Origin of the sequence: Pseudomonas sp. 8Z (assembly GCF_902506535.1) — a bacterium.
GTDB lineage: Bacteria > Pseudomonadota > Gammaproteobacteria > Pseudomonadales > Pseudomonadaceae > Aquipseudomonas.
Genome location: NZ_LR733827.1, coordinates 797,187 through 821,965, shown reverse-complemented (window position 1 = coordinate 821,965; position 24,779 = coordinate 797,187). Strand labels below are relative to the sequence as shown.

Sequence of the window (24,779 nt, the reverse complement as noted above, 5' to 3'; positions counted from 1 at the left end):
GGATAAGCCGCTGTAGCCATGTGCTGCCGTGGGATATCCGCCAGTCGCTTCGCAGGGCTGTGCGGAAAACCGCCAGCTCTGGCCGCGCTTGCATCCCTTAAATCCTCTGCAAGCCAATGAAATCAAAGGTTTTTAATATTCTGAAAGCTGTGGCATGAGCTTTGCGATAGGGCCCTCAAGGGTGCGCAGGACGCACCTCGACAATAAATCCCTCCAGAAGGAGGGCCATCGCTTATGCAAGGCTTCATGGTGCGCTGCGGATGCCGCCATGAGTGTCATTGAGGTACTGCCATGACGACTGCTGTAGCCCGTCAACCTTTCTACAAGATGCTTTACGTGCAGGTGCTGTTCGCCATCGCCGTAGGCATTTTGCTTGGCCACTTCTACCCGGAAACGGGTGTTGCGCTGAAACCGCTCGGCGATGGTTTCGTCAAGCTGATCAAAATGGTCATCGCGCCCATCATCTTCTGCACCGTGGTTAGCGGTATCGCCGGTATGCAGGACATGAAGGCCGTCGGTCGTACCGGCGGCTATGCGCTGCTGTACTTCGAGGTGGTGTCCACCATCGCCCTGATCGTTGGCCTGGTGGTGGTCAATGTGGCCCAGCCGGGTGCTGGTATGCATGTTGACCCCAGTACGCTGGATGCCAGCAAGATTGCCGCTTACGCTTCGGCAGGCGAGCAGCAAAGCACCATTGGCTTCTTGCTCAACGTGATTCCCAGCACGGTGGTCGGCGCCTTCGCCAATGGCGACATTCTTCAGGTGCTGTTCTTCTCCGTGCTGTTCGCCTTCGCCCTGCAGCGCATGGGTGACTACGGCAAGCCGGTGCTGGAATTCATCGATCGTATTGCCCACGTGATGTTCGGCGTGATCAATATGATCATGAAGCTCGCGCCGCTCGGTGCCTTTGGCGCCATGGCGTTCACCATCGGCCAGTACGGTGTCGGTTCGCTGGTGCAGTTGGGCCAACTGATGATGTGCTTCTACATCACCTGCGTGTTCTTCGTGCTGGTGGTGCTGGGCGGCATCGCCCGTGCTCATGGTTTCAGCATCCTGCGTTTTATTCGCTATATCCGCGAGGAACTGATGATCGTGCTTGGCACCTCGTCCTCCGAGTCGGCTCTGCCGCGCATGCTGAGCAAGATGGAGAAGCTTGGGGCCAACAAGTCGGTGGTGGGTCTGGTAATTCCTACCGGTTATTCCTTCAATCTCGACGGCACCTCCATCTACCTGACCATGGCCGCAGTGTTTATTGCTCAGGCCACCGATACGCCGATGGACATTACCCACCAAATCACCCTGTTGCTGGTGCTGCTGGTGGCCTCCAAGGGCGCGGCGGGGGTGACCGGTAGCGGCTTTATCGTGCTGGCCGCGACCCTGTCGGCGGTAGGGCATCTGCCGGTGGCTGGCCTGGCGCTGATCCTGGGCATTGACCGCTTCATGTCCGAGGCGCGCGCCCTGACCAACCTGATCGGCAATGGCGTGGCCACCATCGTGGTTGCCAAGTGGTGCAAGGAGCTTGATGAGGGCACGCTGCAGCGTGAGCTGGCCGATGGTGGGCGTAGTGTCGCGCCTGTCGAGGCACCGGTCGGTCAGCGCGAAACTGCCTGAGTGTGCGCTCCTGCTACCTGCGGGAGCGTCCAAGCCCACTTTTTTCAGACCCTGTGAAAACGCCGCATGACCGAGTGCAGTGGTTTTTACGCGGTCTGTTTAGGGTGGGCTTTTTATTGCTCGCCTACAGGGCATGTTTTCCGTAACGCGACCGCCCTGCGTTGGGTGTAGCGGAAACGCTGTTGCGCCGTTTTGGTGCCTTTCGGTGCCTGGCGAATACGAGTCGCAGCGCGCAGAGGTGCGTAGTAGAGGGATTGAGCGCTATGTGGTGTGGTTTTTGCTGTAGTTTTCGATTTTTCTTTTTCTGTTGATCAGCTCTTTTTTTCGCTGTCAATATCTGCCGTCCGCGCGCTCTGCGCTTCTGTAATTAGTTGTCGCATTGAGGAAATATCGCCTCATTGCCTGCCGCTAGAATGCCGCACACCCAGCCAAGGCCCTTTGTCGTCTACCCAGCACGACAGCGTAACGCTGCCTTATGTAACCCATAAAGGCTCGGCCCCTCACTGCCATCGATGCCCTACCCAATTCGACGGAGCATGCAATGAAGAAGATCGTCCTGTTTGGCGCCCTGGCGCTTTCCCTGTTGTCGCCTCTGGCCATGGCTGACAAGCCGCTGCGCATGGGTATCGAGGCGGCCTATCCGCCGTTCGCTTCCAAGACTCCCGATGGCCAGATCACCGGCTTCGATTACGACATCGGCAACGCCCTGTGCGAAGAAATGAAGGTCAAGTGCCAATGGATCGAGCAGGAGTTCGACGGCCTGATCCCCGCGCTGAAAGTGCGCAAGTTCGACGCTGTGCTGTCGTCGATGTCGATTACCGAAGATCGCAAGAAGTCGGTGGACTTCACCGGCAAGTATTACGCCACCCCGGCCAAGCTGGCGATGAAGGCGGGTACTGAGCTGAAAGACCCGCTGGTCGACCTCAAAGGCAAGAAAATCGGCGTGCAGCGCTCCTCCGTGTATGACCGCTACGCCACCGATATCTTCGCCCCGGCAGGTGCCGAGGTGGTGCGTTACGGCTCGCAGAACGAGGTTTTCCTAGACCTGCAGGCTGGACGTCTGGATGCCACTCTGGCCGATTCGGTGAACATCGATGACGGCTTCCTCAAGACCGACGCCGGCAAGGGTTTTGCCTTCGTAGGCCCCGATTTCACCGATGTGAAGTATTTCGGTGAAGGGCAGGGGATCGCCGTACGCAAGGGCGACAAGGCCTTGGCCGACAAGATCAACGCGGCCATCGCAGCGATTCGCGCCAATGGCACCTACAAGCGTGTGCAGGACAAGTACTTCGACTTCGACGTCTACGGCGAGTAAGCCCCCAAGCACGATGCAGTGGTAGCGCCAGCATTGGGCGCGCCACTATTGATGAGCCCTTGGGGTAGCGCTTGTGCTGCCCCTCTGTATTTTCGATTGTGCTATGTGGCGCCGAGGCGGTGCCTGATGAGGGTTTAGCGCATGCTTCAAGGCTACGGCTCGACCATTCTCGATGGTGCCTGGCTCACTTTGCTCCTGGCGCTGACGTCGATGGCGCTGGCGATCGTCCTTGGCCTGATCGGTGCGGCGTCGCGCCTGTCGCCTGTCAGGTGGTTGGCCATGCTGGGCGAAATCTATGCCACGGTGATTCGCGGCATTCCCGACCTGGTGCTGATTCTGCTGATCTTCTACGGCGGTCAGAGCCTGGTGAATAGCCTCGCGCCGTTGGTGGGTTATGAGGATTACATCGACATCAATCCCTTTGTTGCCGGTGTATTCACCCTGGGTTTCATCTTCGGCGCCTACCTATCGGAAACCTTTCGTGGCGCGTTCATGGCCATTGCCAAAGGCCAGGCGGAGGCCGGTGCGGCTTATGGCATGAGTAGCTCGCAGGTGTTTTTTCGCATACTCGTGCCGCAGATGATCCGCTTCGCCATTCCCGGCTTCACCAACAACTGGCTGGTGCTGACCAAGGCCACTGCGCTGATTTCCGTGGTCGGCCTGCAGGACATGATGTTCAAGGCCAAGAACGCCGCTGACGCCACGCGCGAGCCGTTCACCTTTTACCTGGCGGTGGCGGGCCTGTATCTGCTGCTGACCAGCGTGTCGCTGCTGGCCTTGCGTCTGCTGGAGAAGCGTTACTCCCTAGGCTCCAAGGTGGCCGAGCTATGATCTTCGACTATCAAGTGATCTGGGAGAACCTGCCGCTGTATTTCAGCGGTGTGCTGGTCACGCTCAAGTTGTTGGCCATCTCCCTGAGCGTCGGCCTGGCGCTGGCTTTGCCGTTGGCGCTGATGCGTGTGTCGAAGTCGCCATGGATCAACTTCCCGGCCTGGCTTTACACCTACGTGATTCGCGGCACGCCGATGCTGGTGCAGTTGTTCCTGATCTACTACGGTCTGGCGCAGTTCGATGTCATTCGCGACAGTTTTCTCTGGCCGTATTTCTCCAGCGCTACCTTCTGCGCCTGCCTGGCTTTCGCCATCAACACCAGTGCCTACACCGCTGAAATCCTGGCGGGCAGCCTCAAGGCCACGCCGCCGGGTGAGATCGAGGCGGCCAAGGCCATGGGCATGTCACGCAGCAAGCTGTATCGCCGCATCCTCCTGCCGTCTGCCCTGCGCCGGGCGCTGCCGCAGTACAGCAACGAGGTGATCATGATGCTGCACACCACCTCGCTGGCATCCATTGTCACCCTGGTGGACATCACCGGCGCGGCGCGCACGGTCTATTCGCAGTACTACCTGCCGTTCGAGGCCTTCATCACTGCCGGCCTGTTCTACCTGGTACTGACCTTTATCCTGGTGCGCCTGTTCAAGCGGGCCGAGCGCCGCTGGCTGGCCTACATGGCCCCGCGCAAGGTGTGATGCCATGTCGATTCAAGAGACCCCGAGCATGTACAAACTCGAAGTTCAGGACTTGCACAAACGCTACGGCAGCCATGAGGTGATCAAGGGTGTGTCGATGGCAGCCAGGGCGGGCGACGTCATTAGCGTCATCGGCTCCAGTGGCTCAGGCAAGAGCACTTTTTTGCGTTGCCTGAATCTGCTGGAACAGCCGCATGCCGGCAAGATCTTGCTCAACAACGAAGCGTTGAAGCTGGTGCCGGCCAAGGACGGCTCGCTGCGCGCCGCCGATACCAAGCAACTGCAGCGCATGCGCGCGCGCCTGGCCATGGTTTTTCAGCACTTCAACCTGTGGTCGCACATGAGCGCCCAGGAAAACGTGATGGAAGCGCCGGTGCATGTGCTTGGCGTGAGCAAGGCCGAAGCCCGTGACAAGGCCGAGCATTACCTGAGCAAGGTTGGCGTGGCGCACCGCAAGGACGCTTACCCGGCGCACATGAGCGGTGGCGAGCAGCAGCGTGTAGCCATTGCCCGCGCTCTGGCAATGGAGCCGGAGGTGATGCTGTTCGACGAGCCGACCTCGGCGCTCGACCCGGAGCTGGTCGGTGAGGTGCTCAAGGTTATGCAGGACCTGGCCAGTGAGGGGCGTACCATGGTGGTGGTGACCCATGAAATGGGCTTCGCCCGTGAAGTGTCGAACCAGTTGATGTTTCTGCACCAGGGATTGGTCGAAGAGCGTGGTTGCCCGCGTGAAGTGCTGGCCAATCCGCAATCCGAGCGGCTCAAGCAGTTCCTTCGCGGCAGTCTCAAATAATAAGAAGCTAGACTGCGCAGCAATGCCTGCTTTTTAACGCAGTAGGCTCAAGGCGCAGCAGAATGTGAACAGGTTTTCATGACCCTCCATCGAATCGGCTTTCTCTACTGGCCCGGCACCAAGGCCCTGACGCTTTCCCTGGCCGAGGAAGCCCTGCGCGTGGCGCAGCGGGTGCACCCCGAGGTGCTCTACGAGTTGGTATTCCTCCAGGCCGAGCCGCTGGCGGCAGGCGACTGGCGCCTGCCGGGCGAGCCTTGGACCGGTCATCTTGATGGCCTGCACAAGCTGTTTCTACTGGCCGATGCGCCGCCTGCGCAGGTGTCTGCGGCCTTGGCCGCCGCGCTCAAGCAACTGGTGCGCAGTGGCTGCATGATCGGCGGGCTGTCGGCGGGTGTGTACCCGCTGGCGCAGCTCGGTCTGCTCGATGGCTACCGCGCGGCGGTGCACTGGCGTTGGCAGGACGATTTCGCCGAGCGCTTCCCCAAGGTCATCGCCACCAGCCATCTGTTCGACTGGGATCGTGACCGTCTCACCGCCTGCGGTGGCCTGGCGGTGCTCGATCTGCTGCTGGCGGTGCTGGCACGCGATCACGGCGCCGAACTGGCCGGTGCGGTGAGCGAGGAATTGGTGGTCGAGCGTATCCGTGAGGGCGGCGAACGCCAGCGCATTCCGCTGCAGAATCGCCTTGGCTCCAGCCACCCCAAGCTGACTCAAGCGGTGCTGCTGATGGAGGCCAATATCGAAGAGCCGCTGACCACCGACGAAATCGCCCAGCATGTCTGCGTATCACGGCGTCAGTTGGAGCGCATCTTCAAGCAGTACCTCAATCGCGTGCCCAGCCAGTATTACCTGGAGCTGCGCCTGAACAAGGCGCGGCAACTGCTGATGCAGACCAGCAAGTCGATCATCCAGATCGGCCTGTCCTGCGGCTTCTCTTCCGGCCCGCATTTCTCCAGCGCTTACCGCAACTTCTTTGGTGCCACGCCGCGCGATGACCGCAACCAGCGCCGCAGCAACAGCCCCTTCGAACTCAGCTCAACGCCTGTGGAGCGAGGCTAGGACACCTCGGCAGCGCATGCTTGCCAGGCGGTAAGGGCCTGGAGTATGGTTCGGCCACTGTTACGGAGAATTGCATGCCTACCTGCCTCAACCTTCTGTCTCTGCTGCAAGCCGGTGCTACTCGCACTGCGCTGGCGCGTGCGCAGTCGGGTGTGGCAACGGCGTATTATTTCTTTGGGTATTGGTTTAGCCATAGGCGCGCCTGATACCCCACAGGCGGCCTGAGATGACAGGGTCGCCACCAGAGACGTTTTCCAGAAAACCCCCGGTCGGCAACCCGACCGGGGGTTTTGTTTTTTCCGGCCCAAAGTGGCCAAGCATTGAGGACTTACAGATGAACCGTTATTACCGCAACTACCGCTACGACTGGCGATTTAGCTGCTTCACCACCGCCCTGACACCTTTGCCACGAACACTCAGTTAGCGCCGCCGCGGCATTGACCGCGCCAGCCAAGGAACCGCCAGATCATGAACAGCTCCGCTCAACTCGTTTGCCCCGCCACCACCATCGCCCGCCGCAGTGCTCAGCCGCTGCCCAGCCCCGCCGTATTGCGCCAGCGCCTGCCGCTATCCGCCGCACTTGCCGAACGTATCGCCGCTGACCGCGACGCTATCCGCGCCGTGCTCGATGGCGCAGATCAGCGCCTGCTGGTCGTCGTCGGCCCCTGTTCCCTGCATGACCGCACCTCGGCGCTCGAATACGCCGAACGCCTGGCCGAGCTGGCGCCACAGGTCGATGATCAACTGCTGCTGGTGATGCGCGCCTATGTGGAAAAACCGCGTACTACCGTGGGCTGGAAAGGGCTGCTGTACGACCCGCACCTGGACGGTAGCGGCGATATGGCCGAGGGGCTGCGTCAATCGCGGCAACTGATGCTGGAGATTCTCGAGCGTGGCCTGCCGCTGGCCACTGAGCTGCTACAACCGATGGCCGCCGGTTACTTCGATGATCTGCTCGCTTGGGCCGCCATTGGCGCGCGTACCAGCGAGTCGCAAGTGCATCGCGAGATGGTCAGCGGTCTGGATCTGCCGGTGGGCTTCAAGAATGGCACTGACGGCAGTATCGGCATTGCCTGCGATGCCATGCGTTCGGCGGCGCACCCGCACCAGCACTTTGGCATCGATGACCTTGGCCACCCAGCGTTGCTGCATAGCGCTGGCAACCCGGACACGCATCTGGTGCTGCGCGGCGGCCATGGCGCGCCGAACCATGATGTCGCCAGCGTCGCCGCCGCGCGTGAGGCGCTGCAGCGCCAGGGCATCACGCCGCGCATTCTGGTTGACTGCAGCCATGCCAATAGCGGCAAGGATCCGCTGCGCCAGCCAGCGGTGCTGGACAGCGTGATTGACCAGCGTTTGGTGGGTGATGAAAGTCTGCGTGGGGTAATGCTGGAGAGCCATCTGTTCGACGGCTGCCAGGCGCTGACCGGCGAGCTGCGCTATGGCGTATCCATCACCGATGGCTGCCTGGGCTGGAGCGGCACCGAGGCGGCCCTGCGTCAGGCCGCCGAGCGTTTGCGCAAGTAGGGCGGGGCAACCCGCTGCCCCGAGACTGGCGGGTTTGACCCGCCCTACGGGTGTTTACGGGGGTTGCGGTGTTCGGCTTATTGCATGCAGGCTTCGTCATCCATTTCGTGAAGGATTCGATTCATGCGTGATTACAAGTGGCTGCACGCGTTCTGCCTCAACCGCTTCGGCTCGGCCACGGCGCTGGAGGCCATGCTGCCACAGCCGTGCAGCGCTGCTGAGCTGCGCGCGCTTGCCGATGACCGCTACTTGTCGTTGATCAGCCTGCGTATCTTCCGCGCGGGTCTGAAGCACAGCCTGGTAGACGCCAAGTGGCCAGCCTTCGAGCAGGCGTTCTTCGGCTTTGACCCGGAAAAGGTGGTGCTGATGGGGGCCGAGCGCCTGGAAAACCTGATGCAGGATGCGCGCTTGATCCGCCATCTGGGCAAGCTGAAAAGCGTGCCGCGCAACGCCCAGTTCATCCTCGACGTGCGCCGCGATAAGGGCAGTTTCGGCGCATTGATCGCCGACTGGCCGGTGACCGATATCGTCGGTTTGTGGAAGTACCTGGCCAAGCATGGCAGCCAGCTTGGCGGGCTGTCGGCGCCGCGCTTTCTGCGTATGGTCGGTAAGGACACCTTTATTCCCACCGATGACATGGTCGCGGCGCTCAAGGCGCAGGGTGTGATCGATAAGGCGCCGACCAGCTTGAAAGACCTGGCCGCCGTGCAGGCAGCCTTCAATCAGTGGCAAGTCGAGAGTGGCCGACCGCTGTGCCAGCTATCGGTGATGTTGGCGCATACGGTCAATCACTAAGCCTCGCTCTGACGGCCTGCGGTCGCGGCTACCTGCGTCCCCTGGGGGAGACGCTTTGGGGCGCTCGCTCGTAGCCTGAATTTCATCCCGGCTACGGCAGCAGCCCTTCGTGGCCGCGCCGCGCGCCGCGAAATTCGCCCGGTGTCTGGCTTGTCCAGGCCTTGAAACTACGGTGGAACGAGCGCGCGTCGGTGAAACCCAGGTAGCAGGCGATGTCCTGTATCGCCAGGTCGCTGTGCAGCAGGTAGTGTTCGGCCAGTTCCCGGCGCAACTCATCAAGGATCTGCTGGTAGCCGCTACCCGCTTGTTGCAGGTGGCGCTGCAGGGTGCGAACGGTCATGCCGAACTGCTCGGCTACACGCTCCTTGCGCGGCAGGCCGTCCTTGAGCAGTAGACGCAGGGCGGCTTTTACTCGGCGTACAAGTGGCTCGTCATCATTGTGCTTAGCCAGCAGCGCAGCGGCGTGTTCTTCCAGTGTACGCAGCAGGTTGGCATCGGCCTGGCGCAGTGGCAGGGCGAGGTGCTGCGGCGGCACCAGCAGGGCGTTGCACGCTTGCTCGAAGAGGACTGGGCAACCGAATAGTTGCTGATATTCGGCGATATCAGTGGCGGCTGGTTGTGCGTGTTCGAACCAGACCTCACGTGGCGAATGCTCGATGTCGGCGATCCAGCGGGCGTACAGCAGCCAGGACGCGAGTACGTTTTCCACCATATGGCGGCGCACCTCTGGCGCCTGGTGGCGGCAGCTCCAGATCAGCCGGACGTGGTCGGCGGCTGCCTCGATATGGCTGGTCCCCATATCACCGACCAGCTTTTCGTAGGGCGCGATGCGGCTCATGGCCTCGCCCAGCGTGGCGCAGTTCATGGTGATATAGCCGAGCACGCTCCACGAACCCGGTTGCACGAAGTGTGCAGCATGCAGGCCGAACAATGGGTCGCCCGATATCTCGATAAAGTGGGCCAGCAGGCGTTCATGGGCTGCGCTGGGGATGCGCTTGCTGTTGTCGGCCAGGTCCTGCGCGCTGATATCGGCAGCTTGTAGCGCGCATGCGCTGTCGAGGCCGAGATGGTCGGCCAGGCGCAGATACTTGAGCAGGGCCGTAGCCGAGGTATAGCCGAGGTTTTCCATGCGGTCGTCTTGTTCTGTGTGGCTAACGGTGCCGCGCGTGCTTGGTGCGTGAGGAGGGGCAGGGCCCGCTCCTCGCCGTTCTCAGGCTACATCGACCAGCACGATCTCGCTGTCTTCTTGTGCTTCGATGCGGATTTTTGCCTCATCGGCGATGGCCACACCGTCACGCGCCTTGGCGCTTACACCGTTAACTGTGAAGGTGCCGGTGGCGCCCACCAGATAAGCCTTGCGCCCTGGCAGCAGATTGTACTCGGCGTTTTGCCCTGCCTTGACCGTCGCTGCGACCAGGCGTGCGTCGGTGCGGATGCGCAGGGCATCGGCGTCTTCTTCATAACCGCTGGCCAGGGTGACGAAGGCACCGGCACGGTCGCCTTTGGGGAACGGCTTGGCGCCCCAGGACGGCGGCAAGCCAGCCTGGTTGGGCTGAATCCATATCTGGAAAATTTTGGTGGTTTCGCTTTCCAGGTTGTATTCACTGTGTGCGATACCGGTACCGGCGCTCATCACCTGCACGTCGCCAGCTTCGGTCCGGCCTTTGTTGCCGAGGTTGTCCTGGTGGCTGATGGCACCCTCACGGACGTAGGTAATGATCTCCATGTCGCGGTGCGGATGAGGTGGGAAACCCGATTGCGCAGCGATCTCGTCATCGTTCCAGACGCGCAGGCTGCCCCAGTTCATGCGTTGTGGGTCGTAATATTCGGCGAAGGAAAAGTGATGACGGGCGTTGAGCCAGCCATGGTGAGCGCCACCGAGTTGTTCGAACGGACGTACATCGATCATGGTCAATCCTCCAGTCGTGCGCGGGGTCAGTCCCGTGCAGTGTTGATGGCGCTATGATCTTTTCGCTTGGTGCGATTTAAAAGCGGATTTTTAGCCTTAAAAATATCTATACATTCGATTAGTTTGCCAGGGCCTAAGCACTAGGCTTTCGTGGGGCAATCAAGGAGACGGACGATGAACGCACGCAAGGCCTGGCTCATTCTGCATGGCAAGCAGGCGCTGAACGCTGAAGTAAGGGCCGCCGTGCATACCTTGCGCGAGCGCGGCTGGGAACTGGCGGTGCGTCTGACCTGGGAGGCCGGAGACGCCGAGCGCCTGGTTGAGGAGGGGCTGGCGGCGGGCTATCCGACCCTGATCGCCGGCGGTGGGGATGGCACCTTGCGCGATGTGGTCGAGGCGATGATCCAGGCCGACGCGCAAGCCAGTCTGGCGCTGTTACCCTTGGGTACCGCCAATGACTTCGCCCATGCTGCCGGTATTGCCCTGAATCCGCATGAAGCGCTGCAATTGCTCGATGTCGCTCCGGTGCCGGTGGATATCGGCCTGGCCGGTGAGCGCGCCTTCCTTAATATGGCCACAGGCGGCTTTGGCTCCAATGTGACAGCCAATACGCCGGAGGAGCTTAAGAAAATCCTCGGTGGTGCCGCCTATCTGCTCACCGGGCTTAGCCGCTTTTCCGAGGTGCGTCCGGCGGTCGGGCATTTCCGCGGGCCGGGCTTCCAGTGGCAGGGGGAGTTTCTGGCGCTGGGTATCGGCAATGGCCGTCAGGCCGGTGGCGGGCATGTACTGTGCCCCGAGGCAACGGTCGACGATGGCTTGCTGGATGTTTGCATCGTACCGGCGGCGCACGATGCAGTCGGTACGCTTGGTACGCTGCTATCGGGTGGCATCCGTGGCTTGCAGAGCGTTGCGATCAGTGCCCGCTTGCCTTGGCTGGAAGTCGACGCCCCAGAGGGCCTCGATCTCAACCTCGACGGTGAGCCATTGGAGAGCCACAGCCTGCGTTTCATGGCCAAACCGGGCGCCTTGCGCCTGCATTTGCCGAAGCGTTCGCCGTTGTTGCATCACTGGTCAGGTGTACGGGGCTGAGGCATGATGGCCTAGCGCTAGCAATCTTTAGTCTGCCGACAGTCTGCCGATAACGGAAAAGGCAGGCTAGACTCACTACACACCACGGGAGCGCATGATGGCCGGCATTCTTGATTCAGTAGATCAACGTACACAATTGGTTGGCGAAAACCGCCTCGAAATTCTCATGTTCCGTCTGAGCGGCCGACAGCTATTCGCCATCAACGTGTTCAAGGTGCAGGAAGTCCTGCAGATGCCCAAGCTGACGCTGATGCCGCAGCGTCACCGCTTCGTCTGTGGTGTGGTCAATCTGCGTGGCCAGACCTTACCGGTCATCGATCTGTCCCAGGCCATCGGTATGCGCCCGCTGGTGCCGGATGAGCGCAGCACCATCATCGTCACCGAATACAACCGCTCCGTGCAGGCCTTTTTGGTCGGCAGCGTCGACCGTATCCTCAACCTCAACTGGGAGTCGATCCAGCCGCCGCCTGGTGGCGCAGGTCGCCAGCATTACCTGACGGCCATCACCAAGGTCGATGATCAGATCGTCGAAGTCATCGACGTGGAGAAGGTGCTGGCGGAAATCGTGCCGATGAGCGCCAAGGTATCGGCCGAGAAGCTTGCCGACCCGCTGCTGGAAAAAGCCCGTGGTCGTGAGGTGCTGCTGGTGGACGACTCCAGCGTCGCCCTCAGCCAGTTGCGTGACACCCTGACTCAACTCGGTATTCGTCTGCACATGGCCGGTGATGGTCTCAAGGCCCTCAATCTCTTGAAGAAGTGGGCAGATACCGGCGAAGTGATGACCGACAAACTGCTGATGGTCTTCACCGATGCCGAGATGCCGGAAATGGACGGCTATCGTCTGACCAGTGAAATCCGCAGCGACCCACGCCTGAAGGATCTCTACGTGGTGCTGCACACCTCGCTGTCCGGCAGCTTCAACGAAGCCATGGTGAAGAAAGTCGGTTGCGACGGCTTCCTGTCCAAGTTCCAGCCAGACAAACTGGTCGAGGTCATTCGCACTCGCCTTGCTCTCGACGAGCCCGCCTAACCGCTTGTGATGCCCCTCGGCAACTCGTATAAGGACGTTTTGCCGACGCAGGGAATTGGGGCATGTTGAGTCTTTCGCAGTTATACCGTTACCCACTCAAGTCAGGGCAGGCCGAGTCGCTACAGCGTAGCGCCGTTAACGGCCTGGGGCTGGTGGGTGATCGTCGCTGGATGGTGGTCGAAGCGGCGAACGGTCGCTTTATCAGCCAACGCCTGCTACCGCAGATGAGCCAGCTCTCGGCGCTGTACAACCCACGTGGTGGCCTGACCCTGAGTGCTGCTGGTCATGGCCGACTGGATGTCGCCCTGCCTGAGCCTGAGCAGAATTTGCGCAGTGTGACCGTCTGGCGCGACAGCCTGCAAGTACCGGATGCCGGTGACGAGGCCGCTGCCTGGCTCAGTGAGCTGTTGGGGCGGGCCTGCCGTCTGGTGCAAGTGCCCGAGGCGCGTACCCGCCAGGTGGACACGGCCTATGCCCAGCCGGGCGACCGCGTGGCGTTCGCCGATGGATTCCCCTTGCTGCTGATCGGCCAGGCTTCGCTGGATGATCTGGCGCAGCGTGTGGGCCAGCCACTGTCGATGTTGCGCTTTCGTCCCAACCTGGTGGTGGTCGGCAGTCAACCCTACGCCGAGGATGGCTGGAAGCGTATCCGCATCGGCGAGGTGGAGTTCGACGTGGCCAAAGGTTGCACCCGTTGCATCCTCACCACGGTCGACCCGCAAAGCGGAGAACGCAGCGCCGACCGTGAGCCCCTGACTACCCTCAAGACTTACCGGGAGCGTGAAGGCGAGGTGTACTTCGGGCAGAACCTGTTGCCGCGCGGCATAGGTGAGCTGCAGGTGGGCATGCCGGTGGAAGTGCTCGAATAAGGTTGGCCAGGGGAGGGCACCCAGTCATGCATGTGGCTGGCGCCAACCCTTATCGCGGATAAATCCGCTCCTACATGGCCGTACGCCCTGGCACTCAGACGCAGGATCGATGCTTTTGTAGGAGCGAATTTATTCGCGATCATGTCCGGGCACTGAGCAAAAGCTATCGGGCGCGTCCTTCGCTCCAGCGCTAGCTTCAGGCACGCTCGATCTGTGCTGGCGTGCGGCGCATCAACACCTTGCCGTGGCGCACCGACACCAGCGCGTGGCCCTGGCTGCGCACCATCTCGTAATCGTCCGGCGCCGAAAGAATTAGCAGGTTCGCCGGGCGCCCCACCTCCAGCCCGTAACGCTCGCCCAGGTTCAGCGCATGCGCTGAGTTGTCGGTGATCAGATCCAGGCTGCGCTTGATGTCCTCGTAGCCGAGCATGTGGCAGATATGCAGGCCGGCTTCGAGGATGCGCAGGATGTTGCCGTTACCCAGCGGATACCAGGGGTCGACGATGGAGTCCTGGCCGAAGCAGACGTTCATCCCGGCGCGGTCGATCTCCGCCACGCGGGTCAGGCCGCGGCGCTTCGGGTAGGTGTCGAAGCGGCCCTGCAGGTGGATGCTCTCGGTGGGGCAGGAGATGAAGCTAATGCCGCTCATCTTCAGCAGGCGGAACAGCTTGGAGCAATAAGCGTTGTCGTAGGAGCCCATGGCGGTGGTGTGGCTGGCGGTGACCCGCGCGCCCATGCCGCGCACGCGGGCTTCTTCGGCCAGCACTTCGAGAAAGCGCGACTGCGGGTCGTCGGTTTCGTCGCAGTGCACGTCCACCAGGCAGCCCGTGCGCTCGGCCAGATCCATGAGGAACTTGATCGACGATACGCCCTGGTCACGGGTGTTCTCGAAATGCGGGATGCCGCCCACCACGTCGGCGCCCAGTTCGATGGCCTGCTCCATCAGCGCGCGACCGTTGGTGTAGGACTCGATGCCCTCCTGCGGGAAGGCGACGATCTGCAGGTCGATCAGGTGGCGGGTCTCCTCGCGCACTTCGAGCATGGCCTTGAGCGCGGCCAGGGTTGGGTCGGTGACGTCGACGTGGGTGCGTACGTGCTGGATGCCATGGTCGACCAGCATGTCGATGGTCTTCTTGGCGCGGGTTTTGGTGTCCTCATGGGTGACCAGTGCCTTGCGCTCGGCCCAGCGCTCGATGCCCTCGAACAGCGTGCCGCTCATGTTCCAGGCCGGCTCGCCGGCGGTGAGGGTAGCGTCGAGGTGGATATGTGGCTCGACGAAAGGTGGTACCACGAGATTGCCAGCAGCGTCCAGGTCGCCCTCAGCGATGGGATGCAGGGCGTGCTGGGCGTCGATGGCGGCGATGCGCTCGCCGTTCAGGGTGATGCCGTGCAGGCCGTCGCGGCCACGCAGGCGGGCGTTGTGAATGATCATTGGGGTTCCTCTCAGGCAGGCGACGACAGGCGCCGGATCAACAGCGCGACGCTGATGTTCAGGCGCTCGTGCGGGTCTTCGAACGAGCAACCGGTCAGCGCTTCGATGCGCTGTAGTCGGTAGCTCAGGGTATTGCGGTGGACGTTCAGGCGTTGCGCGGCCAGAGCCAGGTTGCCGTTCTCGGCGAACCAGGCTTCCAGCGTCGGCATCAGCACCGGTTGGTGGCGCGAGTCGTCGCCGATCAATGGGCCTAGCACGCGTTCGACGAAGCGATCAAGCAGGCTGCGGTCGCGGATCGCGCCGAGCAACTCCAGCACGCCCAATTCGTTGAAACTGCACAGACCCAGGCGCTCGGGAAAGCGCTGCGCCACGGCCAGGGCCTGGCGTGCTTCACCCAGGCCCTGGGCGAAGCGCGGGGCGTCACAGGCGGCGCTGCCCTGGCCGAGGAACAGCCGTAGTGGGTCGAGCTGCGGGCGCAGTTCGTCGAGCAGTACGGTCATGGCCTGGCGGTTGCGCGCTTCGGCGTGGGCATCGGGGCAGGGCAGCAGGGCGATCCAGTGACGACCTTGGCTGACCAGCGGTAGCGCGTCACCGAGCTCGCCGAGGCTTTGCTCCAGTCGCCTTTGCAGCAGTTGCTGGCGGCTCTGTAGCTGGCGTTCGGCGTCTTCGTCGGGCAGATCACCGAACAGTTGCTCGCTGCCGTCGAGGCGCAGCAATGCCACCTGACGCGGCACGTGCAGGGCCAGGCCGAGGCTGTCGCCGCGTTGCAGCAGCACGTCGAGCGACTGGTAATCGCCGTCGAGCACCTGTTCCAGCACGTGCTGGCGCGAGCGCCCGAGTTGCTGCGCCTGCACCAGCGCAGTACCGATGGCCTGGGTGACCACCACCATCTTCAGCGCGTAGGGCTGCTCGATCAGCGGCAGATTCAGGCGCTCGGCCTCGGTGATGACGCTGGGCGGAATGGTCTGGATGAACTCGGCGCCAGTGAGGATGACCATACCGGCGACCACGCGCTCATGGCCCTCGCGCACCAGACGCAGCAAGTTGGCTTCGTCACGCGGGTGGTTGATGCCGGTGACGAAGATCAACTCGCCGCCCATCACCCAGTCGGCAATGCCTTCGTTTTCGGCCACGTAGGGCCAGCGCACGGCATTGTCGCGCCCGGCCTGCCCTGCCCGCAGGTGCATGCTGGCCAGGCCGGGCAGGGCGAGTACATCGGCGACGGTCAGACTCACGCGCCGGCGACCTGCTGGTTAGTGGTCAGCGCCTTATTCAACTGAAACAGCGCGACGTAGGCCAGGGCGCCCACGGCGATGCCCACCAGCGGCGCGACCCAGGGCGAGAAGTAGGCGCTCAGCGCCCCGATCAGGTAGGCGCCTAAACCAACCCAGTTGAATGCGGGAAGGCGTACATCGGCCAGTTTCGGGTAGCGCGCGCGGTGGCCGTAGAAGAAGTCGGCCATGATCACGCCGCCAATCGGCGGGATGATCGAGCCGAGCAGGATCAGAAACGGAATCAGCATCTCGTACATGCCGCCGATGGCCAGCAGCGTGCCAATGCCGGCACCTACAAGGGTGACGGTCTTGCGCTTGCCGGTGCGCAGCAGGTTGCAGCCGGCGGCGGCGAAGTTGTAGATGGTGTTGTCCTGCGTCGTCCACAGGTTGAGGAACAACATGACCACGGCGGCCATGGACAAGCCCTGCAGCACCAGCACTTCGACCACGTCCGGCTGCTGGTAGACGATGGCGCCATAGGCCCCGGCAATGATCATCAGGCCGTTACCGATAAAGAAACCGAACAGGCTGGCCAGCACCGCAACGCGGCCGCTCTTGGCGAAGCGCGTCCAGTTGGTGGCCTGGGTGGCGCCGCTGACGAAGGTACCGAACACCAACGTGATGGCCACGCTCAGGCTCATGCTCTCCTTGGGCTCCACTGCCAGCAGGCCGCTCAAACCGCCGATATCACGGGTGGCGATCCACAACGACGCCACCAACAGTACCAGCATGGCTGGTACGGCGACGCGTGATAGCAGGTCGAGCCCTTTGTAGCCGACGAAGGCGGTGAGGCAGAAACCGAAGCCGAACAGCACCATCAGCGGGATGGTCAGGCTTTCGGGCAGGCCGAGAATCTTCACCAGCACGATGGCAATGGTTGCCGTGCCCCAGGCATACCAGCCGATCTGGGTGAAGCCCAGCAGTACGTCGGACAGTTTGCTGCCCACTTCGCCAAAGCAGAAACGGCCCATCAGCACCGAGTTCAGCCCGCTGCGGCAGGCGATCAGGCCTAGCACGGCGGCATACAGGCCCAGCAGCAGATTACCGATCACCGCCGCCCAGAGCAGGGTTGTGAAATCGAACGCCATGCCGATCTTGCCGCCAGCGAACATGGTGGCGGTGAAGAAGGTGAAACCGAACAGCAGAATGGCAGTGGAAAACAGCCCCTTGCGTGCGCCGTTGGGCACCTCGCTCAGGGGGTAATCGCTATCGGGGGTGGCGTTGCTCATGGGCCTGGCTCCGGTTTGGTTGATGAAGCCTTGCCAATAGCAGAGCGCGTGCCAGCTTCAAAAAGCATGCTCGACTAGGCGAGTTGCTCAACGTGTTTTGTGCATAACGCACAATAAAAAGCACTAAAAGTGCCTTCAGGCTATTGGGGTTTGTGAGTTTAGAACAGAAATGGTGCGTGACAATGAGGCGCGCACCAGCTTTAAGCGAGTGGCCTTATTGCGGCCAGGCCGTTGCAAGCACTGTAGACTCGACCTTTTGCAGCCTGGCATCGGCGGCGGCATTCATTGCCGTGACGTGGGCCGTCTACAAGCAAACACTGGCTGGCGCTTATGCCGAGCGGATTCAGACGTGAAAGGGTTTTATGGCATCGTCGAAACGAAAATATTCAGGCATCGAACGTGAGCTGATCCGTACCTTGACCAACGCCTGTGAAACGGCCAAAAGCGAAATTGTCGGCTTCCAATGGCTGACCCATGAGGTGGACTACGAGCAGTTTCCACAGAGCCTCGTAGTGACGTGGATGTTCGACAGCGAGGCGAACAAGGCGCGGGCCCTGGCCAGCCCGGACAAGGCGCGCATGCAGGTGCTGACGCTAGCTGCATTCGCTGAAGTGGGCATCAGCGTTGCCAATATCGACAAGCACGTCGTGTTTGCCGTGCAAGCGCAGACGCGGGGCGCACGTGGCCAAGGACATTGAGAACCCCTGCGTCTCACTGTGCCAGCTCAACGGCGAGCTGTGCGTCAGTTGCGGCCGCACCCGCGAAGAAATCCGCAAATGGCGCGGCATGAAACGCCCCGAGAAGATGGCCACCGTGCAGAAGGCTGCAGCGCGGGTGAAGGCGATTGCCAAGAAAAAGGCCAAGGTTCGCGAGTAATCGGCGGCAGGCCTGAGCATGTGTGGCTGTATGTGAGACAGTCGCCGCGTGAGCTCACGCGTGGCGTCAAACCGGTGCTTTGTGTAGAACTTGGCATGAGGCGAACGGGAGGATGAGCATACATCCCCCGTCAACCTATTACGCCCACGCACTGCGCGGGCGCGATCCACTTATTGCGCCGACACCGCCAGCCAGTGGGCGAGGGTTTTCTGATAGGCGCCGGTGGCTTTGCTCAAATGCAGCCACTGATTGACATAGCTCTTCCAGACCACATCACCGCGCGGCAGCAGGTAGGCTTTCTCGCCATATTGCATGTAGTTCGTCGGGTTGACCGCGCACAGGCCGGGCATGCGTTTCTGCTGATACAGGGCTTCGGACGAGTCGGTGATCATCACGTCGGCCTTCTTGTCCAGCAGTTGCTGGAAGATGGTCTTGTTATCGTGGAAGGCCAACTGAGCGCGCGGCAGGAATGCCCGCGCAAAGGCCTCGTTGGTGCCGCCCGCCGGCTCGATCAGGCGCACTGAAGGCTGGTTGATCTGCTCGATGGTCTGATAGCGCGAAACGTCTTCACAGCGCACCAGTGGGATCTTGCCGTCGACATCCAGCGTGCTGCTGTAAAAGGCCTTCTTCTGGCGCTCCAGCGTTACCGAGATACCGCCCATGGCGATGTCGCATTTATCGGCAACTACATCCGGCAGCAGGGTTTTCCAGGTGGTCGGCACCCACTGCACCTTCACCCCGAGGCTTTGCGCGAGCGAACGGGCCATCTCGATATCGATGCCTTCGTGCTCACCGTCTTCACGCAGGAACGTATAAGGCTTGTAATCGCCGGTGGTACACACCGCCAGCTCCCCTTTTTCCAACACCCTGTCCAGATGCGAAGGCAGTTCTTGAGCCTGGGCGAAACTCGACAGCCCGATCATCAGGGCGGCTATGGCGCTGTGTGCAAGATTGTTCATGGTGGGTCGATGCTCTTGTTTTGAAAGGTGAGGCGAAGGGTGGCGGTTGTAATTGCCGAGTGCAACAGGGGGGATTGGCTTGGCGCGTCGGTGCATGCCGTCATTTTTTGTGACATGCGTTCGGGACATGCCTGCTGCAAGTGCAACACACTCTGGCCTAGGATCAGCAACGGAACGCAGCAGCGCCCACAGGATCGTGCTAGGGAGTCAGGATGAGTGTTCCCACGTTCAAGTCTTCTATTCGGCTCTATGGCCTGTTCAGAACTGGCTCAGGTGAACAGACCGGCCAGATTGCGTGTGTACACAACCTCAAGGGCTGCGATGCCGTTTGGGCTTTCGTTTCGCGTCTGGATGCCGAGATCGTTATCAGCTCTTGTGGCATAGAGGGATATAAGGCTCGCCTGCTATCCGAATGCTTCGATCCCAATGCCTATCTTCGTCATCACCAGGGCTGGTTGAACCTGCATATTTGCTGTGGGTTCGCGGCGCATAGCCGACGCCTGCTGGAAGCGGAGCAGCGCTTGATTCCCATGGGCTGGTTGGCTCAGGCGCATATCGGCCAATGGACTTCAGCGCATTATTTGGCTTGGGGGCAGCAACTGCCTCAGCAACTGCAGGCCTGCTATGACCGAGTAGGGCTACGCGATTACAACGCCCAGCTCAATGAATGGGACGATGTCTGTGCTGCCGAGATGCGTTGGCATACAGATGAAGCCCTGTATGCCATGCCGCCACCTCTTTCCTCCCAGCAAACGCCTTCTCAGTTCGCGTTGTTCGATGCAGTCGAGTGTCGTTGGTGTTTTGCCAACTCGAACATGGATGTGCACGAGTCGCACACCAGGATACAACCCCAAGGAGCATCGTCATGAGTGGAAAACCCGCCGCCCGAGTGAGCGACCCGACAGCCTGCCCATTACCTGGGCACGGCACCAATCCAATCGTCAGCGGCTCGCCGGATGTGATTTTCGACGGCCTGAGCGCTGCCCGGCAAACCGATAGCACGGCCTGTGGAAGTGCGTTGGCCAGCAATGTCGTACCCAACGTGCTGATCAACGGCTTGCCGGCTACCACCATCGGCACTGTAGGAAGTCATGGGAACGTGGTGGTCGGTGGTTCCGGTACCGTCATCATTGGAATGTCAGGCGGTGGTGCAGCGTTCGTTCCGCCTGTCATCAAGGCGCCAGCCCTTTGTTTGCCGTGCCTATTGCTGGCCGCCAAGCGCAACGCGACCTTCGTTCCCCTGGAAAATCTGGGGGCTTCCAAATGAATACGGTCGCTCAGGCGCACGGCCAAACGCAGAACCTGTACCAGGCGATGCGGCAACGTCGCGTCAAGAACCCACAGCTCAAGCACTATGCCCTGGTCGATGGAGCGAGTTATCTGACCTTGGGGAATCGATTCTCCAACGCCGGTGATGCGCTGCAATGGCAGTGGCTGCTCGAAGGCACGGAGCTCGATGGCATCAAGCATGCTGGCCCGGCCCTGGTGGCATTCACTGAAGACAATGCAAGAAGCGACGGACTGCTGGAGTGGTTGATAAGCCGGGATGTTACCTCACCGTTGGTGTCCTGGCTTTGGAGTGTGCAGCCCTTCGAGCCCCTTGCCGAGCACCTGCGCAGCAACCTGTTCACTCGCCTGCCTGATGGCAGAAGAGCCTTGTTTCGATACTACAACCCGACCGTGCGCCGGGCTCTGCAAGGTGTACTCAGCGAGGCGCAAGAGGCGGAGCTGATGCGGCCTATCGCTTACTGGCAGGTCTGGCAGCCATTGGAAAACGACTACCTGACCTTTGCGTCCGCCCAAGCCATGGAGGTTGGCGATGCTTGAGTTCACAGCGGAGCAACTCGAACGCCTGGAGAAGGTGCGCGAGGATGAGGTCATTGAAAAACTACTGCTCGAAGTCCGTGAGCATGATCCCGCCTGGCTCGAAAAAATGGGCGAGTGGCCTGCTTATCGTTACCTCAAAGAGCAGCGCGAAGAGGCTTGGGCTTTTGGAATCAAAGATCCCGAGATGGTCGAGCTTTTTATGCGCTACAGCCTGATGACGCCCGGTTTTCAGAAGGAACCACAATTCATCAAGTGGATGCAGCGACCTGTCGCGGATAGCCCCGAACAGCGTTTCCGTGACTACGACAGCATCATGCAGTACCTGCATGGCTTGAAGGAATGGCCCAGCGCCAAGTGAGAACAGGGAGTGATCGAATATGAGTAATCCATTCAAACCGTCAAGTGGAACTGGCTCGGCTGATCAACTGGCGTTTCGCGGCCCTCTGCCTCGGGGAGGTTTCCGCTTGCCGCTAGAGGGGATGAGGGTGCCCCCTACGAGATTACCGATGCCGCCGGCCAGGCCCGCACCTGTCGCTCCGCCCGCTCCTCGGCCTATGCCCGCCCCCTCAGCACAGCCCAGGCCGTTGCCTCAGCCGTTACCACAACCGCAGGTGCAGCCACAGACCCAGCAACAGACCGATGCACCACCCATGACGCGCGAGCAAACGCGGGAAGGTGAGGATAGCTGCAAGGCCGAGGACAAGGACTGCGTCGAATGCCCACCTGAGCAAGGTGTCATGGCCATTGCCAATAATGGTAAAGGGCACAGCATGTCCGAGCTGTCCGCGCAGTATCAGCAGTGGGTGACCAATTTTCCATATCCTCATGAGTGGTTTTGGAGCGGAACTTGGTGGGATGGATTCGATAAGAGCCGCTGCACCTTGTTGGAGGCGAAGGCGAATTATGCATTTATGTTTGTGCCGATGTTCAACAGACCCAAGCCATGGTTTATTTTAGCGGTCGAAAGGGATTTGATTGACAAGGCCTTTAAACATGCGGAGCAAGCTGTACCGGCCCCACCCGTAAGGATTGAATGGCACTTTTTACAGCGAGTGGTCTACGAGTACTGTTCAGGAAGATATAGGCGTTCGGGCAAGACGAATCTCTTTGCTTTTTGGAATCCAATGCCGGGTGGAGAAGATGCTCAGGAGTATGAGGAGATGAGACGGGAAGAACAGCGGCAGATGGATGAATACTATAAGTCTAACCCTGAGCAATTGGCCTAGGACGTCTTGATATGATGACTGAGTACAGCGACGAGTATATGAGCAAGGCTAAGTCGTTCAGAAGTTTCTACTTTAGCCTGCGCTTCAATAAAAATAAGATTGCTTTGATTTCTCGTGAAGGGCAGCTCGCGAGAAGTGTGGATTTTTTTAGCCGAATTGGAGAGCTGCACCCGCTGCTGAAAAATTGGTATCGCGGTGGTAATTCCCCTGAGGAAGGGCTGCGTTTCAATGTCGTTGAGCACCCCGCGTATTTGCGTGAGGAAGCAGACTCTTGGCTCGATGATAGCGAAACTGTCAGTGCCAGGCGAACCAAATATGTACTTTGGAATGGCCAGGTTGACCCTTTAAATGGCGCATTGACAATGTTGTATGATGCTCATGACATGACTATAACCATGCCTTCGATTGAATTTGAAGATGTGGGCTTTTTGCTTTTGGCCATTCCGGATGCTCGTGAGGTACTGATAGGCATGATGCGTGCTGCGGTGGAAGTCTGGCCGGAAATAGAATGGGGTGTTATTGCACCACTCAATTATTATTTGGACTTCAGGATTTTCAAAGACAGGCAGACTGTTGGATGGATTGGCTACTGCCCGCATAAGTTGACGAAGGAGATGCTTCCCGAAGCGGAAGATCTAATATCGCTCCCTGAGCGCGGCACGATAGTGGTTACTTGCCCTGGCGTAATGGATGAGAAGAACAAGGAGCATTATGAGCGGGTGGGGGATATCGATACGGAACTGGTTGAGCTTGGATATTTGCCGATGTTTTTAAGCTGAAGGCAATGATGTCGGGGTTTATTGATGTTCAGGAGTTTTGTCTTCTTGCTGCGCTTTGATAAGTGCTGCATTGTGAACGCCTCTCGTAATGAGCAAGTGGATAGGGCGATTTCATTTCTGGGAAATCTGGGTAGTCTATCGCCGCTCATACGCAACTGGTACTTGCAGGCGAGAAGTGTCAAGGATGCGCTTTCAAAAAATGTGGTGCTGACACCTGATTTTTTGAGAAAGAAGGTGGAAGATAGCTTTGATCCTGGTTTTCCTAATTTACTGGAGTTCTCTGTCTGGAATGGTGAAGAGGATTTGCTGAAGGGCGGCGTGGCATTTCATTACAGTGCCCACAATATGAATTCTGTATCGGCAATGCGCTTTGAAGATGCTGGAGCTCTGCTCGCTACGCTGCCTGACGCTCGCTCAGTTTTTGTAGAGATCATCAAGCTAGCTGTGAATACTTGGCCTGAGATTGACTGGGTCAGCATTGCACCAACGGCCTACTACCAAGCGGGTAAGGTTTTCAAGGATCGACAAACCATCGGCTGGATTGGCTACTGCCCGCAAAAGTTGACGAAGGAGATGCTTCCCGAGGCGGAGGATCTAATATCGATTCCTGAACGCGGCACGATAGTGGTTACTTGCCCTGGTGTAATGGATGAGAAGAACAAGGAGCATTATGAGCGGGTGGGGGATATTGATACGAAGCTGGTTGAGCTTGGTTATTTACCGATGTTCAATGCTTGAGTGGTGAGCAATTTGGAACTTTAATTGGACGGTTCATGAGAGATTACTACAGCTCAGAAGAGTTTAGGGAAAAGGCCAAGGCATTCAGGAAGTTTACATTTCGAATGCGGTTCAATAAGGCTCGAATTGCATCGGTTGCTCGCGACGAGCAGGTTGAACGTAGCGTTTCCTTTCTCAAGGCGATAGGCGCCTTGAGCCCGATTTTGAAAGACTGGTATCTCTGTGGCCACTCGCCTGAGTCAGCGAAGCGCTTCAATGTTGTTGATAAACCCGAATACCTGCGCAAGGAGGTAATGGACTGGGTGAGCGATCAGGATGGAGACATGAGCCGTGCAATACAATACAGCCTATGGAACGGCGAGGAAGATATTTTTAAGGGAGGCCTATCTCTTAGCTACTTCGCGCATGATATCGAGATGATGCCTGCCTATATGGAGTTTGAAGATGCAGGCGCTTTAGTAATGGCTATGCCTGACGTCAAGGACGTGCTGGTGGGAATGATGAGCGCTGCAGTGGAATTTTGGCCTGAGATTGAATGGGGGGTTGTAGCGCCTGAAGACTATTACCTGAAGTATAGGGTTTTCACTGACAGGTTGACAGCTGGCTGGATCGGTTATTGCCCGTACCCGCTAAAGAATGCGGATTTTTCAAATGCTGAAGAAATTGTCGATATTCCAGGGCGTGGCAGTATCATCGTCAGTAGCTCGGAGGTGATGAATGAAAAGAATAGAGAGCACTATGAGCGTGTGGGAGATATAGATACAAAATTGGTGGAGCTTGGGTATCTGCCAATGTGATTTATGTAGAATGGTAGTAAGGGTGATTGTTCGGGCTAATTTTTATGTATAAATAGGCAGCAAGGCGAGTTTCTTTTTTTGGGGAATAGAAGAATGGTGGTGAGTGCTTCAGATCTGTT

Annotated in this window: 27 protein-coding genes; 21 read left to right on the top strand and 6 right to left on the bottom strand. The window is 59.7% G+C overall.

Features of this window, described 5'->3' with window-relative positions:
- Positions 1-291 precede the first annotated feature (291 nt).
- The 8 genes from AERO9A_RS16545 to AERO9A_RS16510 all read left to right on the top strand — a co-directional run bounded on the left by AERO9A_RS16545 (position 292) and on the right by AERO9A_RS16510 (position 8,626).
- Positions 292-1,611, top strand: coding sequence for a dicarboxylate/amino acid:cation symporter (locus tag AERO9A_RS16545; protein ID WP_159973016.1), 1,320 nt, complete (start codon positions 292-294; stop codon positions 1,609-1,611).
- Positions 1,612-2,152: 541 nt separating this feature from the next.
- The gene (locus AERO9A_RS16540; protein WP_159973015.1) at positions 2,153-2,926 is read left to right on the top strand and encodes an ABC transporter substrate-binding protein; all 774 of its coding nucleotides are present in this window, start codon (positions 2,153-2,155) and stop codon (positions 2,924-2,926) included.
- 141 nt (positions 2,927-3,067) lie between these two features.
- The gene (locus AERO9A_RS16535) at positions 3,068-3,757 is read left to right on the top strand and encodes an ABC transporter permease (protein WP_159973014.1); all 690 of its coding nucleotides are present in this window, start codon (positions 3,068-3,070) and stop codon (positions 3,755-3,757) included.
- Entirely contained in the window at positions 3,754-4,452 is a 699-nt protein-coding gene (locus AERO9A_RS16530) for an ABC transporter permease (RefSeq protein WP_159973013.1), read from the top strand. The genes AERO9A_RS16535 and AERO9A_RS16530 overlap by 4 nt, the downstream gene beginning before the upstream one ends.
- A 28-nt stretch (positions 4,453-4,480) precedes the next feature.
- Entirely contained in the window at positions 4,481-5,245 is a 765-nt protein-coding gene (locus AERO9A_RS16525) for an ABC transporter ATP-binding protein (protein ID WP_159974078.1), read from the top strand.
- A gap of 78 nt (positions 5,246-5,323) precedes the next feature.
- Positions 5,324-6,304, top strand: coding sequence for a transcriptional regulator ArgR (argR, locus tag AERO9A_RS16520; protein WP_159973012.1), 981 nt, complete (start codon positions 5,324-5,326; stop codon positions 6,302-6,304).
- A gap of 468 nt (positions 6,305-6,772) precedes the next feature.
- A complete protein-coding gene (locus tag AERO9A_RS16515; protein WP_159973011.1) occupies positions 6,773-7,831 on the top strand; it encodes a 3-deoxy-7-phosphoheptulonate synthase in 1,059 nt (352 codons plus the stop codon).
- Between the two features lie 123 nt (positions 7,832-7,954).
- A complete protein-coding gene (locus tag AERO9A_RS16510; protein ID WP_159973010.1) occupies positions 7,955-8,626 on the top strand; it encodes a DNA-3-methyladenine glycosylase I in 672 nt (223 codons plus the stop codon).
- 91 nt (positions 8,627-8,717) lie between these two features.
- On the opposite strand, the gene AERO9A_RS16505 is transcribed toward AERO9A_RS16510, so the two are convergent.
- Positions 8,718-9,755 (bottom strand): AraC family transcriptional regulator, encoded by a 1,038-nt coding sequence (locus tag AERO9A_RS16505; RefSeq protein WP_159973009.1) that lies wholly within the window; start codon positions 9,753-9,755, stop codon positions 8,718-8,720.
- A gap of 81 nt (positions 9,756-9,836) precedes the next feature.
- On the bottom strand, positions 9,837-10,535 hold the full coding sequence (locus AERO9A_RS16500) for a pirin family protein (protein WP_159973008.1): 699 nt from the start codon (positions 10,533-10,535) through the stop codon (positions 9,837-9,839).
- A 174-nt stretch (positions 10,536-10,709) separates the two neighbouring features.
- Between AERO9A_RS16500 and yegS the strand changes: the two genes are divergently transcribed.
- The 3 genes from yegS (at position 10,710) to AERO9A_RS16485 (ending at position 13,523) form a co-directional block, all read left to right on the top strand.
- Positions 10,710-11,624 (top strand): lipid kinase YegS, encoded by a 915-nt coding sequence (gene yegS / locus AERO9A_RS16495; RefSeq protein WP_159973007.1) that lies wholly within the window; start codon positions 10,710-10,712, stop codon positions 11,622-11,624.
- 97 nt (positions 11,625-11,721) lie between these two features.
- A complete protein-coding gene (locus AERO9A_RS16490; protein ID WP_159973006.1) occupies positions 11,722-12,654 on the top strand; it encodes a chemotaxis protein CheV in 933 nt (310 codons plus the stop codon).
- A gap of 62 nt (positions 12,655-12,716) precedes the next feature.
- Entirely contained in the window at positions 12,717-13,523 is an 807-nt protein-coding gene (locus AERO9A_RS16485) for an MOSC domain-containing protein (RefSeq protein WP_159973005.1), read from the top strand.
- A 196-nt stretch (positions 13,524-13,719) separates the two neighbouring features.
- On the opposite strand, the gene codA is transcribed toward AERO9A_RS16485, so the two are convergent.
- From codA to codB, 3 genes are read right to left on the bottom strand one after another with little or no spacing between them, the layout of a single operon-like run.
- A complete protein-coding gene (codA, locus tag AERO9A_RS16480; RefSeq protein WP_159973004.1) occupies positions 13,720-14,955 on the bottom strand; it encodes a cytosine deaminase in 1,236 nt (411 codons plus the stop codon).
- An 11-nt stretch (positions 14,956-14,966) separates the two neighbouring features.
- Positions 14,967-16,190 carry a PucR family transcriptional regulator gene (locus AERO9A_RS16475; RefSeq protein ID WP_159973003.1) on the bottom strand — a complete coding sequence of 408 codons (1,224 nt, stop codon included), beginning with the start codon at positions 16,188-16,190 and terminating at the stop codon, positions 14,967-14,969.
- Positions 16,187-17,458 carry a cytosine permease gene (gene codB, locus AERO9A_RS16470; protein WP_159973002.1) on the bottom strand — a complete coding sequence of 424 codons (1,272 nt, stop codon included), beginning with the start codon at positions 17,456-17,458 and terminating at the stop codon, positions 16,187-16,189. The genes AERO9A_RS16475 and codB overlap by 4 nt, the downstream gene beginning before the upstream one ends.
- A 362-nt stretch (positions 17,459-17,820) precedes the next feature.
- Between codB and AERO9A_RS16465 the strand changes: the two genes are divergently transcribed.
- Complete coding sequence (locus AERO9A_RS16465; protein ID WP_159973001.1) at positions 17,821-18,156, top strand: hypothetical protein; 336 nt, start codon at positions 17,821-17,823, stop codon at positions 18,154-18,156.
- A complete protein-coding gene (locus AERO9A_RS16460; RefSeq protein WP_159973000.1) occupies positions 18,140-18,334 on the top strand; it encodes a DUF1289 domain-containing protein in 195 nt (64 codons plus the stop codon). The genes AERO9A_RS16465 and AERO9A_RS16460 overlap by 17 nt, the downstream gene beginning before the upstream one ends.
- 170 nt (positions 18,335-18,504) lie before the next feature.
- Here AERO9A_RS16460 and AERO9A_RS16455 read toward each other — a convergent pair whose 3' ends face one another.
- Complete coding sequence (locus AERO9A_RS16455; protein WP_159972999.1) at positions 18,505-19,293, bottom strand: transporter substrate-binding domain-containing protein; 789 nt, start codon at positions 19,291-19,293, stop codon at positions 18,505-18,507.
- A 212-nt stretch (positions 19,294-19,505) separates the two neighbouring features.
- Between AERO9A_RS16455 and AERO9A_RS16450 the strand changes: the two genes are divergently transcribed.
- From AERO9A_RS16450 to AERO9A_RS16415, 8 genes are all read left to right on the top strand, one after another.
- Positions 19,506-20,162 (top strand): hypothetical protein, encoded by a 657-nt coding sequence (locus tag AERO9A_RS16450; protein ID WP_159972998.1) that lies wholly within the window; start codon positions 19,506-19,508, stop codon positions 20,160-20,162.
- Positions 20,159-20,560, top strand: a complete 402-nt coding sequence (locus AERO9A_RS16445; protein WP_159972997.1) for a PAAR domain-containing protein — start codon at positions 20,159-20,161, stop codon at positions 20,558-20,560. Before AERO9A_RS16450 ends, AERO9A_RS16445 begins: the two co-directional genes overlap by 4 nt.
- A 47-nt stretch (positions 20,561-20,607) precedes the next feature.
- On the top strand, positions 20,608-21,120 hold the full coding sequence (locus tag AERO9A_RS16440) for a DUF4123 domain-containing protein (RefSeq protein WP_178111183.1): 513 nt from the start codon (positions 20,608-20,610) through the stop codon (positions 21,118-21,120).
- Positions 21,113-21,478 (top strand): hypothetical protein, encoded by a 366-nt coding sequence (locus AERO9A_RS16435; protein ID WP_159972995.1) that lies wholly within the window; start codon positions 21,113-21,115, stop codon positions 21,476-21,478. The genes AERO9A_RS16440 and AERO9A_RS16435 overlap by 8 nt, the downstream gene beginning before the upstream one ends.
- 292 nt (positions 21,479-21,770) lie before the next feature.
- A complete protein-coding gene (locus AERO9A_RS16430; protein ID WP_306109806.1) occupies positions 21,771-22,346 on the top strand; it encodes a Tox-REase-5 domain-containing protein in 576 nt (191 codons plus the stop codon).
- Between the two features lie 11 nt (positions 22,347-22,357).
- Positions 22,358-23,125, top strand: coding sequence for an Imm52 family immunity protein (locus tag AERO9A_RS16425; protein WP_256665985.1), 768 nt, complete (start codon positions 22,358-22,360; stop codon positions 23,123-23,125).
- A gap of 45 nt (positions 23,126-23,170) precedes the next feature.
- Positions 23,171-23,863: an Imm52 family immunity protein gene (locus AERO9A_RS16420; RefSeq protein ID WP_256665984.1), complete on the top strand. Its 693-nt coding sequence runs from the start codon at positions 23,171-23,173 to the stop codon at positions 23,861-23,863.
- 35 nt (positions 23,864-23,898) lie between these two features.
- Complete coding sequence (locus AERO9A_RS16415; RefSeq protein WP_159972993.1) at positions 23,899-24,660, top strand: Imm52 family immunity protein; 762 nt, start codon at positions 23,899-23,901, stop codon at positions 24,658-24,660.
- Positions 24,661-24,779: the final 119 nt, after the last annotated feature.